Consider the following 13,224-nt stretch of genomic DNA (forward strand, 5'->3'; position numbering starts at 1 on the left):
ATCCGGCGAGATGCGGGAGCGAAGAATGAGCAGCAATCTCACCGACGAAGAACTTGCCGCCTTGATGCCCTCCGAACTGTGCCAGTACCAGACGCCGATTCCGACCCAGATCGTCTCCAGCGACGAGTTCTATCCCGACCCGCAGAACGAACGGCAGCGCGAGGTCGAGGCACGTCTGCTGGCGATGGCCGACGATCTCGGCGGCAAGCAGGGTCTCGATCGCCGCCGGTTCTTCCAGACCGCGGCCGGTATGGCTGCTTCCTTTGTCGCGATGAACCAGGTCTACGGACCGTTGTTCGACGTGACGCCGGCCGAGGCGGCAACGCCTGCGATGGCGCAAGAGCGCGCCAACGGATTGAAAGACCAGTTCATCATGGACATGCACACGCATTTCCTGCGCGACGACACCCGCATCATGGGCTTCGTGGAAATGCGCAAGGCGGTCGGCAAGGCCGGCTGGAACAAGGAGCTCAACGATCACGAGCAGACCATCGAGGATCTGAAGTTCAACAACTACAAGAAGGAGATGTTTCTCGATTCCGACACCAAGATCGCGCTGATCTCCTCGGCGCCGTCGGACATTGAGCAGGACTGGTTCCTGACCAACGAGCAGATGGCCGATGCGCGCAAGAAGATGAACGACGAGGCCGGCTCGCGCCGCGTGTTCTGTCACGCGATCTTCACGCCCGGGCAACCCGGCTGGCTCGACAAGCTCGATGCTGCGCTGGCCTTGAGGCCGGAATCCTGCAAGGGCTACACGATCGGCGACAACACCCACAAGGAGATCAGCCGCTATCCCTGGCGGCTGGACGACGAGAAGGTCGCCTACAAGGGCTATGAGAAAATGGTGAAGGCGGGCATCAAGAATGTCTGCGTGCACAAGGGACTGTTTCCACCCGGGATCGAGAAGCAGTATCCGAATTTGCGCGGCTTCGCAGACGTTGCCGATGTCGGCCAAGCGGCCAAGGACTGGCCGCAGCTCAACTTCGTGATCTACCACTCGGCCTATCGCCATGTCGGGGGCGATCCCAAGGTCGCATTGGCCGAATTCGAGCGCACCGGCCGGATCGCCTGGACCTCCGACCTCGCCGACATCCCGGCGCAATACGGCGTCAACAATGTCTACGGCGATGTCGGGCAATTGTTCGCGACCACGCTGGTCGCCGAGCCAAATGTCTGCGCCGCGCTGATGGGGACCCTGATCAAGGGCCTCGGCGTCGACCACGTCTGCTGGGGCACCGACGCGCTGTGGACCGGCGCGCCGCAATGGCAGATCGAGGGCCTGCGGCGGCTCGAAATCCCCGAAGTGATGCAGAAGAAGTTCGGCTACGCGCCGCTTGGGCCCGCCGACGGACCAGTGAAGACGGCGGTCTTCGGCGACAACAATGCCCGGCTCTACAACATCCAGCCGAAGCGCGCGATGCTCGACATCAAGGGCGACCGCTTCGCGATGATGAAGGCGCAGTATGAGAAGGCCGGCGCGGAGCCGTCGAATACGCGCTACGGCTATGTGGTGCCGAACGGGGCGATCGATCACCGGGTGTTTGCGTAAGTCTCACATCTTGTCATTCCGGGGCGACGCGCAGCGTCGAGCCCGGAATCCATCGGGCCGCATATCGTGTGGCGGAATGGATTCCGGGCTCTCGCTTCGCGAGCCCCGGAATGACGAATACGGCGAGCGCTGCCGCTCGCCCTACTTCCCCGTAAAGTTCGGCCTCCGCTTCTCGGCGAAGGCCTTCACGCCCTCCTTGAGATCCTCGCTGTCCCTGACCTCATCGAGCAGCCGCCGCGCATCGGCGACTGTTTCAAGAGGTCCCTTCGGCATCGCCTCGCGGGCCAGCTTCTTCAACGCGCGGACCACCAGCGGTGCATTGCCGGCGATCTTCGCAGCCATCTCCTGCGCCAGCGCGAGGTGCTGACCTTTCGGCGCGACCTTGTTGACGAAACCGATCTGGAAGGCGCGTTCCGCCGACATCTCGTCGCCGACCAGCAGAAACTCCATCGCGATCTTGTGCGGCATCCGCGCCATCACCGATGAGACGCCACCGGCGGTGGTGCCGATCTTCCCCTCCGGGTAGATGAAACGCGTCGTCTCCGACGCCACACACAGATCGGCCATCTGGACCAGCACGAAGGCGCCACCCACGACCCAGCCGGATGTCGCGGCAATCACCGGCTTGTCCAACTCGACGCCGAGGCCAGGCACGGCGTGCCACATGTTGGCGGGGAGATCACCAACATCGGCGCCGACTGAGAAATACTTTTCCTCCGACGACGCCAGCACCGCGACACGATCGTCGCTGTCCCGAAACCGCAGCCAGGCGTCGCGCAGCTCGGTACACAACGCGTTGTTGAGCGCGTTGTGCTTATCGCTGCGTGCCATCGTGATGGTCGCGACGTGGTCGGCGCTCTCGTAACGAACGAGCGTCATGCTGGCCTCCCTGCTTTTGTTGTTATTGTCTTTCGTCGCGGCTGCGCCGCGACGTTATTTCTTCTCGTCGGGATGCCGGTGCACCGGATCGACCCAGAGCACGTTCTCCGGCTTCTCGACCGGCTCGATGTCGAGATTGATCGCGACCGCCTCGCCGTCGGAACGCACCAGCACGCATTCCAGCACCTCGTCGGGACTGGCATTGATCTCCTGATGCGGCACGTAGGGCGGCACGAAGATGAAATCGCCGGAACCGGCTTCGGCGGTGAATTGCAGCTTCTCGCCCCAGCGCATCCGCGCCTTGCCCTTCACGACATAGATGATGCTTTCGAGATGGCCGTGATGATGCGCGCCGGTCTTGGCGTCCGGCTTGATGCTGACGGTACCTGCCCACAATTTCTGCGCGCCGACCCGGGCGAAATTGATCGCGGCCTTGCGGTCCATGCCGGCGGTCGACGGCACATTCGGATCGAGCTGGTTACCCGGTATCACCCGGACGCCGTCGTGCTTCCAGCGCTCGTCGTCGTGATGGTGATGATCGTGGTCGTGCGAATGGGTGTGATCGTGGGAACCGCTCATCGTTCTTGCTTTCGTTGGTCAAGTTTTCGTGCGTGAACGCTACCGAAAAGCAGCCGCGCAGGCGAGCGGAAAATCGGAACGTTCCGGCGCCGCCGCGCGTTGCTCCTGCGAAGTTTCAATGTATTTGGAGGAACAGGCCAATGGGTAGCACCAGCGACAAGATCAAGGGTACCGCCAACGAGGCGATGGGCAAGGCCAAGCAGAAGATCGGCGAGGCCACCGGTTCCGAGCAGATGCAGGGCGAAGGCGCAATACAGGAAGCCAGGGGCAAGGGTCAGAAGGCGCTCGGCGACGCCAAGGAGATCACAAAGGATGCCGTGAACAGGGCCGCGGCCGCAGCGAACAAGAAGCTCTGATCATTGCGTGATCTGCTTTCGAGAAAGACCGGCCAACAGGCCGGTCTTTTCCGTGCAGATGCTCAATCAGCCCCGCGGACGCGGATGCGCCAGCACATCCGGATGTGCCAGCACATCCGGATTGACGACATTGGTCGGCGTGCCGGCGGCGTAGGCCAATATCTGATCGAAGATATCGGTGAACTGGATCTCGTATTCGTCGCGCGAGACGTAGCCGAGATGCGGCGTGCAGACAACATTGTCCATGTTGAGCAGCGGGTCGGCAGTGTCGCGCAGCGGCTCCTTCTCGTAGACGTCGACCGCGGCCATGCCGGGCCGGCCGGCGCGCAGCGCGTTGACCAGCGCGCCGGGCTCGATCAGCGGCGCGCGGCTGGTGTTGACGATCAGCGCGGTGTCTTTCATTCGCGCGAGGTCTTCCGCCTTGACGATGCCGCGCGTTGCGTCGACCAGCCGCATATGCAGCGACAGCACGTCGCAGCGGGCAAAGAAATCGGCCTTGCTGGCGGCGGTCTCATAGCCATCGGCGCGCGCCTTCGTCAGCGCCGGCTCGCGCGCCCAGACCAGCACGTTCATACCGAACGCCCTGCCATAGCCCGCGACCACGGCGCCGATGCGCCCATAGCCGTAGATGCCGAGTGTCTTGCCGCGCAACGTATGGCCGACGCCGATCTGCCATTTGCCCGCTTTCAGCGCCGCCATCTGCTGCGGGATCGCGCGCATCGCAGCGAGGATCAGGCCCCAGGTGAATTCGGCGGTGGCGTAGGACGGCGTATCGGCATGCTGGCCCGCCGACACGATGATGCCGAGCCGCGTGCAGGCGTCGATGTCGATATGCGGATAGACGCTGCGCTGGCTGATCAGCTTCAACTTCGGCAGACGTTCAAGCAGCGGGGTGCGGATCTGGGTGCGCTCGCGGATCAGCACCAGCGCATCGGTGTCGCGCAGCCGTTCGGCGAGCGCATCGACGTCCTGGACATGATCGTTCCAGATCGTGACGTCGTAGCCATCGAGCTTGCGGAAGCAATCGAGGGTGCGCAGCGTGTCGAAATAATCGTCGAGGATCGAAATCTTCATCGCTGCGCCCCTTTTGTCATGGGCCGGTTACTTGACGGCCATCAGGTCATTTTACGCCGAGCAGTTCGACGTCGAACATCAGCGTGGCATTCGGCGGAATCACGCCGCCGGCGCCGCGCGCGCCATAACCGAGGTTCGGCGGGATGATCAGCGTGCGCTTGCCGCCGACCTTCATGGTGGCGACGCCCTCGTCCCACCCCTTGATCACGTGACCCTGGCCGATCGGAAACTCGAACGGCTCGTTGCGGTCGACGGAGGAGTCGAACTTCTTGCCCTTCTGGCCGTTCTCGTAGAGCCAGCCGGTATAGTGCATGACGCAGGTCTGGCCGGTCTTCGGCGAGGCGCCGGTGCCGACCTTGCTGTCGATGATCTGGAGGCCTGAAGCTGTGGTCATGGGCTTTCCTGCGGTTTGGGCCGCTGCCGTCCTGCCGGCAACGGACGTGGAGACTGCCGCCGCCAGGCCGGCGAATGCAGTCGTGATGATCGTGCGTCGTGAAGATCGCATCTTGCACCTCTCGTGAAGGACGGCCGTCTCTAGCCCAGCGCGGGCGAAATCCCTAGCCGCTTTTTCAATGACCGGCCATGCCGCCATCGCGGTCCAGCGCGAAATCATCGAGCAACGGCGAGCTGCCCCCTGCGATGAGATCGCCGATCAGTTGCGCCGCCAGATAGGAAAAGGTGATGCCGTTGCCGCCATAGCCAAACGCCGCATAGACGCGCTTCGCGCCGGGCACCGGACCGATCAGCGGCAGCCCGTCGCTGGTGGTGTCGAACGTGCCGGCCCAGCGGTATTCGATCTCCGTTGCGGCGAACGGCCAGAGCGCGGCGAGACGTTGCACGAGCCGCCGCGCCTTCTCCGGGATCAAGCGGTCGCGGGCATCAGGCGCGATGATCTCATCGCTGTCCTCGCCCCCGATGATGATGCGGCCCGCTGGCGTCGTCCGGGCGTAAAGATAATCCTTGGCGTTCTCCCAGATCAGCGCGCCATCCTTCCAGATGTTCTGCGGCTGCGGCGTGGTCGCAATCGCCCAGCTTGAGGACACGGCCTGGACCGTCGACCGAACGATATCCGGCATCACATAGCCGGTCGCCAGCACGACGGCCCTCGCGGCAATTTCGCGACCGTTCTCGAATCCCACGGTCACTGCTTCGCCGGCCGGATCGAACGCTATGGCCTCCGCATCGAACTGCCGCGCACCGCGCGCGCGTGCGAGGTGAAGCAGTCCGTAGGCAAGTTGGAGCGGATCCGCATCTGCCGCGCCGGGCGAGACGATCGCGCCTGCGCGCGCTATCCGGTAGCTCTCGAGCAGTTGTCCATGATCGAGGAAGTCGCCGGGCAGGCCGGCGCGGCGGCGGAGCCGATGCTCGTCGAGTAAGTCGGCTACGGAGCTGCCGGCCGCCAGATAGAGCGAGCGCTTCTTTCTGATCTCTCCGGGCAGCTTGTGCTCACGAACCAGCGCGATCAGACCGGTCACGGCATCGAGGCTAGCCCGATAGGCGCGCGCAGCCCGCTCGAAGCCATACATCGCGGTCAGTTCGACAAGCGGACGGTCGATCTCCCACAACAACATCGCGGTGCTGGCTGCCGTGCTGCCCCGGCCGGGGCGCTCTCGATCAACAATGACGACGTCCAGCCCCTGACGGGTCAGGCGCTCGGCGACCAGCGAGCCGGTGATGCCGGCGCCGACGATAAGCGCATCGCAGCCGAGATTGTCCGATAGCGTGGGACGCGATGGTGGCGTTGCGGCGACAAACCACGGCGAGACGCCGCCGCGCAAGTCGGCCTGGTCAGTATCATCTGAATCGAGGGAGCTGATGACGGTCCTCGCGGGAAAGGGCTTCCAGCACCAATCCCTGCGAGAACAGCTTGTTCCTGCAGCGCATATCCGGCCCTGCGACCTGCGACATTCAGTAGCCGAGCGCGCAGCCGTCCTTGCGCGGATCGGAGCCACCGGTCAGCGTGCCCTTCTCCCAATCGATCCAGATGCCCTGGCCGCCGCCGAGCGGCGCCACCACGCTGGTGGTCTTGTGGCCGATCTTCTTCAGGCCTTCGACGATCTCCGCCGGCACGCCGTCCTCGAGCTGGTAGACGCCCTCGTAATGCAGGCCGCGCGGCATGTCGATCGCCTCCTGAATGTCGCAGCCATAGTCGAGCATGTTGGTCAGCACGCGGGTCTGGCCGACCGGCTGATACTGCCCGCCCATGACGCCATACGGCATCACCGCGCGGCCGTTTTTTGTGGCCAGCGCCGGGATGATGGTGTGCAGCGGACGCTTGCCCGGCGCGATGCAGTTCGGATGGCCGGGCTGGATGCGGAAGCCGCCGGCGCGGTTTTGCAGCAGGACGCCGGTCTTGTTGGAGACGATCGCCGAGCCGAACGAATGCGCGATCGAGTTGATGAAGGAGCAGACGTTGCGATCCTTGTCGACCACCGTGATGTAGACGGTCGAGGGATTCATCGGCGGCGCCACGTTCGGCAGCTCGAGCAGCCGGTCCATCCGGATGTTCCTGATGTGCTCGTCGGCAAACTCCCTCGAGAGAATGCCGGCGACATCGACATGCGCGTGCTGGGGATCGCCGATGTACTGCTCGCGCATCATGTAGGCGATGCGTGCCGCCTCGGCCTCGAGGTGGAAGCGCTCGATGCTGAGCGGCTTGAACTTGGTCAGGTCGAAGCGCGACAGGATGTTGAGCATCACCAGCATGGTGATGCCGGGGCCGTTCGGCGGGCACTGCCAGACGTCATAGCCCTTGTACATCGTGCCGATCGGCAAGGTCGTCTCGGTCGAATGTGCCGCAAAGTCCTCCAGCGTGTGCAGGCCGCCGATACCGCGCAGCGTGTCGACCATGTCGGCGGCGATCTCGCCGCTATAGAAGGCGTCGCGGCCCTTTTGCGCGATCGCGCGCAGCGTCTTGCCGAGCTCGGGCTGGCGGATCACGTCGCCGGCGACCGCGGGCTTGCCGTGCGGCAGCAGATAGCGCTCGGTGTTGGTGCCGTTCTTCAGCTTCTCAAAACCGTTCTTCCAGTCGAAGGCGATGCGCGGAGCGACGACATAGCCCTCCTCGGCGGCCTTGATCGCGGGCTGCAGCAGCCGGTCGAAGCCGAACTTGCCGTGATCCCTGAGGATCACGTCCCAGGCGTCGATCGCGCCGGGAATGCTGACGGCATGCGCCGAGGTCAGCGGCACCGAATGGATCTTGCGTTCGAGGTACCACTCGGCGGTGGCCGCCATCGGCGCCCGGCCGCTGCCGTTATAGGCCGTGATCTTGCCCTCGCCCTTCGGCTGGATCAGTGCAAAGCAGTCGCCGCCGATGCCGGTCGATTGCGGCTCGATGACACCGAGCAGCGCGCAGGCCGCAACCGCAGCGTCGGCGGCCGTTCCGCCCGCGCGCATCACGTCGATGGCCACCAGCGCCGCCTCCGGATGCGACGTTGCGACCATCGCGTTCTGGGCGTGGACCGTGGAACGGCCGGCGAAGTGGAAATTCCTCATGACGGAGAGCTCGCTTGATCGTGATGGTCTGATGCTGCTGCGGCGGGTGGATGTGGAGTACATGGCACATTCGTCCCCGGCAGGGCAATGCATGGTATGCCAGAGGAATTACCCCGATAATGCATGGCTTTGCGGGGTTTCGCCGGTCTGGCGGGCCTGATAAACACCCCGGCCATGCCCCTCAAGGTCGCCGCCTTCTACCAGTTCGCCGCGCTGCCCGACTTCCGCGCATTGCGCGAGCCGCTGCGCGCGCTCTGCACCGGGCTTGATCTCAAGGGCAGCGTGCTGCTCGCACATGAGGGCATCAACGGCACCATCGCCGGCAGCGACGAAGCCGTCGATGGTTTCGTCGCTGAGCTCAGGCACGGGCCGCTGTTCGGCGGCCGCCTCGACAATCTCGAGCTGAAATTCTCCGAAGCCGCGCAGATGCCGTTCCAGCGGCTCAAGGTGCGGCTGAAGAAGGAGATCGTGACGCTCGGCGACACCACGGTCGATCCGACGCGGCAGGTCGGCACCTATGTCGACGCCGGCGACTGGAACGAACTGATCGCCTCGCCTGACATCATGGTGCTCGACACCCGCAACGCGTTCGAGGTCGCGATGGGCAGTTTCGAAGGCGCGGTCGATCCCAAGATCGCGAGCTTCGGACAATTCAAGGAATTTGCCGCGCGTCAGCTCGATCCCGCGAAGCACCGCAGGATTGCAATGTTCTGCACCGGCGGCATCCGCTGCGAGAAGGCGAGCGCCTATCTGCTCGCGCAAGGCTTCAGCGAGGTCTATCACCTCAAGGGCGGCATCCTGAAATATCTCGAGGAAACGCCGCGGCAGGACAGCCGCTGGCGCGGCGACTGCTTTGTATTCGACGAACGGGTCGCGCTCGGCCACGGCCTGCGTGAACGTAGGCACGAGGACGCCGTGCATGAATGACGCGGCAAAGCTGAGCGAACGGATCGATGCGCTGGAGGTCCGCCTGACCTACCAGGATGAAGCCATCGAGACACTGAACCAGACCATCACGGCACAATGGAAGCAGATCGACGCGCTGACACGCCAGCTCGCCGAGCTGCGCGATCGGCTTCAGGAAGCCGAACGCCAGGCGCCGGGCCCCGCCAACGAGCGCCCGCCGCACTACTGATCGGTATCGCCGGAGCCCGGTGGCGCCGGATTACATGTTGCTCACCTGACGCATCGGCTTTGCGCCGCTGAAGAACAGGCTGGATAACCGCTGCACCATCGCCGTCGCGCGGCTTCCCTCGAGGCCCGGGCGAACACACAGCAGGCGCTTCTGCAACGGAAGCTCCGGCAGATAATAGTCCTTCGCCGAGATCAGCGAGGACGGGATCATCCGCTCGGGGCATGCCGTCAGGCCGTATCCGGCCCGTGCGGCTTCGAGTCGCAGCTGGTGGTTCGGGCTCCTGAACACGATCTTGTACGAGATGTTGTGCTTGGTGAGCGTCCGGATCATCCAGTCGTCGCCCGGCCACGCCAGGATCGGGATCGGGGCGCCCGGCCGCAGAACAAAATCGCGTGACCGTACCCAAACCGAGCGCTCTTCGGCCTCGGCGGCGATCGTCACCTCGTGTTCGTTCTCCAGCGAAGGGTTGCTGTAGACGAAGGCAATGTCGATGTAGCCGTCGATCAATCCTCTGATGACGATCGGCGACATGTCGGCGTGAACCATCACGTCGGCGAGTACGTCGGCCGGATGCAGCTTGAGGAATTCCTCGGCGAGCATCGTGCTTATTCCGAGCCGCAGCGGCTGCGGTCCTTCGTGATTGCCGCCGAGCCGAAGCAATTGGTCGTTCGCTTCGAGGATTCGCCTTGCCTGCTGCACGGCGACCTTGCCGAGCTCCGTCGTCGTGGTGCCGTTCGCCGTTCTGACGAAGAGCGCGCCGCCGACCAGGCTCTGCAGTCGCTTGACCTGCGAACTGATCGCCGGCTGACTGAGGCCGAGACGCTCGCCGGCCTTCGATAGACTTCCCGTCTCCGCAATCGCAACGACGGTGCGAACGATCTCTGTCGGAATATTCAAATGCTGACGTGGTCTGTGCATCGCGAGCCCTCCAATCTCAGCACGGGACGCAATTACGTTCTCCAGTATGTGATTCAGCTATACTAACATTTGGTTGCACTTTCGTTTAGTTTCAATTTGTCGCGCTGCCACTGCAATTGCAGGCCTTATGTATTGTTACGTGCATTGCCACGTAGTGCTACGGTATCGGACGACTGCATCTGCACACACACGCAGCACCTCAACACAATCAGACCCCGGGTTTCTGCGGACACAGCATCAAAAATCCTGATCGCCCCATAAAGTGTCGCCCACCCAATAAGTTTGAACGCTGCCATCCATCTGGATTGAGGTCACTGATTCGCGGAAGCGTTTTCATAGTTTTCCTTAATCAAAGCCTCGCAACGTGGCGCCCCAGTTTTGCGTTTCGAGGTATGCCATGACCAGGTTATTTCGGTGTCGAAGCGGCGCTTCTGCTGTCGAATTTGCGCTGATGCTGCCGCTGTTTCTCGCCTTCATTTTCGGCATCATTGTATTCGGTTCGTATCTCGCGATGGTGCATGGCGTCCAGCAACTCGCCGCCGAAGCGGCGCGGTCGTCGATCGCCGGAATGACCGACACGGAACGCAACAGCCTCGCGACGAGCTACGTCACCGCCAACGCATCGACCTACCCGCTACTCGTAGCCAGCAATCTCACCGTCAATGCCGCACCGTCCCCATTGAACGCCAACGTCTACGTCGTGACGGTCAACTACAACGCGACCGGCAACTTCATCTACAAGCTGCCTTTCGTCCCCGCTCCGGCGAGCACTATCGTCCGCTCCGCTGCGATCCAGTACGGGGGATTCTAGCATGAGCGGCATCCTCATGCTGATGCGGCGCTTCGGCGCCGACGAACGAGGCAACTTCGCGATGATGTCGGCCGGCCTGATGACGCTCCTGATCGGGTGCGCCGGGCTTGCCATCGATCTCGGCACGATCTTCGCCGACCGGCGCAAGACCCAGAGCACCGCCGACCTCGCCGCGATCGTCGCTGCCGCCAATCTGAGCAATCCGGTCAACGCCGCCTCCGCGACGGTGACGCAGAACAACTATCCGGCCAGCGCGCTGGTCAAGGTCGACACCGGGACCTACACCGCGAACAGCGCCGTCGCGCCGCAGGCCCGTTTCGTGACCCCGGCGGTCGGCATTCCGAACGCCGCGCGCGTCACGTTGACGACCAAGACCCCACTTTACTTCGCGCGCTATCTGACCGGCGCGAGCAGCTTCAACATCACGACGACCGCCACCGCGACGTCGACCGAAATGGCCTCGTTCGCGATCGGGTCGAGGTTGCTCTCCGTCAACGGCGGGGCGCTCAACGCGCTGCTCGGCTCCATGCTCGGCACCACGCTGTCGCTCTCGGTGATGGACTACAATTCGCTGATCAGCGCCAAGATCGACGCCCTCGACTTCCTGTCGGCGCTGGCAACCCGGGTCAACCTGACCGGCGTCACCTATGGCGACCTCCTGAGCAGCAACCTCAAGGTCGGCGATATCATGGCGGCCGCGCTGACCACACAGCAGATCACCAACGGCGCCACCGCGGCGACGACCGCACTGTCGACGATCTCACAGGCCGTCACCGGCTCCTCAACCAGGATTTCGCCGGGCACCCTGGTCGATCTCGGCCCCTTCGCCAACCTCACGGTGGGACAGAAACCGAAGGTCGGCGCCAGCGTTTCGGTCTTCGACCTCATCAACACGGTGGCGCAGATCGCCAACGGCAGCCATCAGATCGCAACCTCGATCAATCTCGGCCTGCCCGGCATTGCCAACGTATCCGTGATCGCAACGATCGGCGAGCGTCCGGTCGGCTCGAGCTGGATCGCGATGGGCACCCAGGGCGTGAGCGTCCACACTGCGCAGACCAGGATCCTGGCGACCATCAATGTGCTCGGCTCCGGCAGCGTTTCCGCGATCAACCTCCCGGTCTATGTCGAGGTCGCCTCGGGTACCGCGACGCTCAACGCGGTCTCCTGCGGCCATCCGAACATCAACACCTCGCAGGTCACGATCGGCGTGACGCCGGGGATCGTCGACGCCTGGATCGGCAACGTCACGGTTGCCGACATGACCAACTTCACGACCAAGCCCAATCCGCCGCCGGCGCTGCTGGTCAATCTTGGCCTCGTCACCGTCACCGGCCTCGCCCATGCCGGCATGGGCAACACCACGCCGACCAACGTCAATTTCAGCTACAGCGACATCCAGGCAGGGACGAAGAAGACGGTGACGACGACCAACTTCCTCACGTCGCTCACATCAACCCTGCTCGGAGACCTATCGCTCACCATCAATGTCGGCCCGCTCGGGCTTCCGATCCCGGGACTGGGCGCGCTCGTCATGGGCATCCTCAACGCCGTCACGAGTCCGATCGATCAGGTGCTGGCGTCCCTGCTCTCGACGCTCGGCATCGGGCTCGGCCAGGTCGACGTCTGGGTGCTGGGCGTTCGCTGCGACGGCGCGGTGCTGGTGAACTAGGGCGTTCCCCGGAGAAACGATCGCGAGCCGGCATCACATCGGGGTAGGAGACTGGCGTGAGTACAACAATAAAAAGATACAAGATCGACAGCCAGCGAACCGTCCTGATGAAGCGCGGAACGATCTTCTTCCGCAACACCGGCGTCGGATGCCTTGTGCTCAACATCTCGACCGGCGGCGCGGGGCTGGCCGTCGAAAACGATGTCGCAATTCCGTTCGCGTTCGATCTCGAGATCGAGAGCGAACCGATCCGGCGGCACTGCATTCTGGTCTGGCGGCTGGAGCGCCGGCTCGGCGTGACCTTCGAATTTGACCGGGTGCAGCGCCCCGAAAGCGGTCCGGTCTAGCCGGTCCAGAGCATCACGATACGGCGATTCCTGCCGCGACGATCGCACCCCACACCGCGGGCGCGGTGCGCTTCGAACCACCGCTCCGCAGTGAGCCGCTCCTCGCACGGCTGAACCCATTTCGCATCGTGGTTAGCGAGCGCAGGGATATACCGGCTAATTGTCCCGATTGCCGTCGTGCTTCGATGGCTTAGGTTGCGTGGCGCTGACCGGATCGGAGGCCGGGAAGGTATCCTCCAGCCCCTCCTTCAATCGGGAGCGCGCCTTGCGGCCGGCAGCCCGTGCCTCGTGCGGCTTCTCGGCGTGCTTGTCATGCGCGGCAGGATCGAATTTCTCGGCCATGTCGTCCCTCCATTCCGGGGGACAACGCACCCGCGCAAACCGGGGTTCCAGAACCGCCTTGGCC

The 13,224-nt window shown here is 63.7% G+C and carries 15 protein-coding genes; 7 read left to right on the forward strand and 8 right to left on the reverse strand.

Annotated features, from left to right (window positions below; all coding sequences use genetic code 11):
* Positions 1–25 precede the first annotated feature (25 nt).
* Entirely contained in the window at positions 26–1,552 is a 1,527-nt protein-coding gene (locus ACVIGB_RS22115) for an amidohydrolase family protein (protein WP_456721057.1), read from the forward strand.
* A 141-nt stretch (positions 1,553–1,693) separates the two neighbouring features.
* Here ACVIGB_RS22115 and ACVIGB_RS22120 read toward each other — a convergent pair whose 3' ends face one another.
* Positions 1,694–2,431 carry an enoyl-CoA hydratase/isomerase family protein gene (locus tag ACVIGB_RS22120; RefSeq protein ID WP_456721056.1) on the reverse strand — a complete coding sequence of 246 codons (738 nt, stop codon included), beginning with the start codon at positions 2,429–2,431 and terminating at the stop codon, positions 1,694–1,696.
* 54 nt (positions 2,432–2,485) lie between these two features.
* Positions 2,486–3,010 carry a cupin domain-containing protein gene (locus ACVIGB_RS22125; protein WP_456721055.1) on the reverse strand — a complete coding sequence of 175 codons (525 nt, stop codon included), beginning with the start codon at positions 3,008–3,010 and terminating at the stop codon, positions 2,486–2,488.
* Between the two features lie 140 nt (positions 3,011–3,150).
* Here ACVIGB_RS22125 and ACVIGB_RS22130 point away from each other — a divergent pair, with 140 nt between their 5' ends.
* Positions 3,151–3,366: a CsbD family protein gene (locus tag ACVIGB_RS22130; RefSeq protein ID WP_456721054.1), complete on the forward strand. Its 216-nt coding sequence runs from the start codon at positions 3,151–3,153 to the stop codon at positions 3,364–3,366.
* 66 nt (positions 3,367–3,432) lie between these two features.
* On the opposite strand, the gene ACVIGB_RS22135 is transcribed toward ACVIGB_RS22130, so the two are convergent.
* The 4 genes from ACVIGB_RS22135 to ggt all read right to left on the reverse strand — a co-directional run bounded on the left by ACVIGB_RS22135 (position 3,433) and on the right by ggt (position 7,935).
* Complete coding sequence (locus ACVIGB_RS22135; protein ID WP_456721053.1) at positions 3,433–4,440, reverse strand: D-2-hydroxyacid dehydrogenase family protein; 1,008 nt, start codon at positions 4,438–4,440, stop codon at positions 3,433–3,435.
* A gap of 46 nt (positions 4,441–4,486) precedes the next feature.
* Positions 4,487–4,945, reverse strand: a complete 459-nt coding sequence (locus tag ACVIGB_RS22140; RefSeq protein WP_092124484.1) for an FKBP-type peptidyl-prolyl cis-trans isomerase — start codon at positions 4,943–4,945, stop codon at positions 4,487–4,489.
* Positions 4,946–5,009: 64 nt separating this feature from the next.
* Positions 5,010–6,218 carry an NAD(P)/FAD-dependent oxidoreductase gene (locus ACVIGB_RS22145; RefSeq protein WP_456721052.1) on the reverse strand — a complete coding sequence of 403 codons (1,209 nt, stop codon included), beginning with the start codon at positions 6,216–6,218 and terminating at the stop codon, positions 5,010–5,012.
* Between the two features lie 130 nt (positions 6,219–6,348).
* Positions 6,349–7,935, reverse strand: a complete 1,587-nt coding sequence (ggt, locus tag ACVIGB_RS22150) for a gamma-glutamyltransferase (RefSeq protein WP_456721051.1) — start codon at positions 7,933–7,935, stop codon at positions 6,349–6,351.
* A gap of 174 nt (positions 7,936–8,109) precedes the next feature.
* Between ggt and trhO the strand changes: the two genes are divergently transcribed.
* Both trhO and ACVIGB_RS22160 read left to right on the forward strand, forming a co-directional pair.
* On the forward strand, positions 8,110–8,862 hold the full coding sequence (trhO, locus tag ACVIGB_RS22155) for an oxygen-dependent tRNA uridine(34) hydroxylase TrhO (protein ID WP_092126864.1): 753 nt from the start codon (positions 8,110–8,112) through the stop codon (positions 8,860–8,862).
* Complete coding sequence (locus ACVIGB_RS22160; protein WP_050401697.1) at positions 8,855–9,070, forward strand: SlyX family protein; 216 nt, start codon at positions 8,855–8,857, stop codon at positions 9,068–9,070. Before trhO ends, ACVIGB_RS22160 begins: the two co-directional genes overlap by 8 nt.
* A 30-nt stretch (positions 9,071–9,100) precedes the next feature.
* On the opposite strand, the gene ACVIGB_RS22165 is transcribed toward ACVIGB_RS22160, so the two are convergent.
* Positions 9,101–9,988, reverse strand: a complete 888-nt coding sequence (locus ACVIGB_RS22165) for a LysR family transcriptional regulator (protein WP_456721050.1) — start codon at positions 9,986–9,988, stop codon at positions 9,101–9,103.
* Between the two features lie 397 nt (positions 9,989–10,385).
* On the opposite strand from ACVIGB_RS22165, the gene ACVIGB_RS22170 reads away from it, so the two are divergent.
* The 3 genes from ACVIGB_RS22170 to ACVIGB_RS22180 are packed head-to-tail and all read left to right on the forward strand — an operon-like array spanning position 10,386 to position 12,818.
* Positions 10,386–10,799, forward strand: a complete 414-nt coding sequence (locus ACVIGB_RS22170) for a TadE/TadG family type IV pilus assembly protein (RefSeq protein WP_456721049.1) — start codon at positions 10,386–10,388, stop codon at positions 10,797–10,799.
* Between the two features lies 1 nt (position 10,800).
* A complete protein-coding gene (locus tag ACVIGB_RS22175) occupies positions 10,801–12,471 on the forward strand; it encodes a pilus assembly protein TadG-related protein (RefSeq protein WP_456721048.1) in 1,671 nt (556 codons plus the stop codon).
* 56 nt (positions 12,472–12,527) lie between these two features.
* Positions 12,528–12,818 carry a PilZ domain-containing protein gene (locus ACVIGB_RS22180; RefSeq protein ID WP_456721047.1) on the forward strand — a complete coding sequence of 97 codons (291 nt, stop codon included), beginning with the start codon at positions 12,528–12,530 and terminating at the stop codon, positions 12,816–12,818.
* Positions 12,819–12,974: 156 nt separating this feature from the next.
* On the opposite strand, the gene ACVIGB_RS22185 is transcribed toward ACVIGB_RS22180, so the two are convergent.
* Entirely contained in the window at positions 12,975–13,160 is a 186-nt protein-coding gene (locus ACVIGB_RS22185) for a hypothetical protein (RefSeq protein WP_456721046.1), read from the reverse strand.
* Positions 13,161–13,224: the final 64 nt, after the last annotated feature.

It is taken from the genome of Bradyrhizobium sp. USDA 4341 (assembly GCF_054063755.1).

Excerpts from the sequence above, each read along its gene's own strand:
- ACVIGB_RS22115 (WP_456721057.1), top strand. The coding sequence starts at position 26 with ATGAGCAGCAATCTCACCGACGAAGAACTTGCCGCCTTGATGCCCTCC.
- ACVIGB_RS22120 (WP_456721056.1), bottom strand. The coding sequence starts at position 2,431 with ATGACGCTCGTTCGTTACGAGAGCGCCGACCACGTCGCGACCATCACG.
- ACVIGB_RS22125 (WP_456721055.1), bottom strand. The coding sequence starts at position 3,010 with ATGAGCGGTTCCCACGATCACACCCATTCGCACGACCACGATCATCAC.
- ACVIGB_RS22130 (WP_456721054.1), top strand. The coding sequence starts at position 3,151 with ATGGGTAGCACCAGCGACAAGATCAAGGGTACCGCCAACGAGGCGATG.
- ACVIGB_RS22135 (WP_456721053.1), bottom strand. The coding sequence starts at position 4,440 with ATGAAGATTTCGATCCTCGACGATTATTTCGACACGCTGCGCACCCTC.
- ACVIGB_RS22140 (WP_092124484.1), bottom strand. The coding sequence starts at position 4,945 with ATGCGATCTTCACGACGCACGATCATCACGACTGCATTCGCCGGCCTG.
- ggt (WP_456721051.1), bottom strand. The coding sequence starts at position 7,935 with ATGAGGAATTTCCACTTCGCCGGCCGTTCCACGGTCCACGCCCAGAAC.
- trhO (WP_092126864.1), top strand. The coding sequence starts at position 8,110 with ATGCCCCTCAAGGTCGCCGCCTTCTACCAGTTCGCCGCGCTGCCCGAC.
- ACVIGB_RS22160 (WP_050401697.1), top strand. The coding sequence starts at position 8,855 with ATGAATGACGCGGCAAAGCTGAGCGAACGGATCGATGCGCTGGAGGTC.
- ACVIGB_RS22165 (WP_456721050.1), bottom strand. The coding sequence starts at position 9,988 with ATGCACAGACCACGTCAGCATTTGAATATTCCGACAGAGATCGTTCGC.
- ACVIGB_RS22170 (WP_456721049.1), top strand. The coding sequence starts at position 10,386 with ATGACCAGGTTATTTCGGTGTCGAAGCGGCGCTTCTGCTGTCGAATTT.
- ACVIGB_RS22175 (WP_456721048.1), top strand. The coding sequence starts at position 10,801 with ATGAGCGGCATCCTCATGCTGATGCGGCGCTTCGGCGCCGACGAACGA.
- ACVIGB_RS22185 (WP_456721046.1), bottom strand. The coding sequence starts at position 13,160 with ATGGCCGAGAAATTCGATCCTGCCGCGCATGACAAGCACGCCGAGAAG.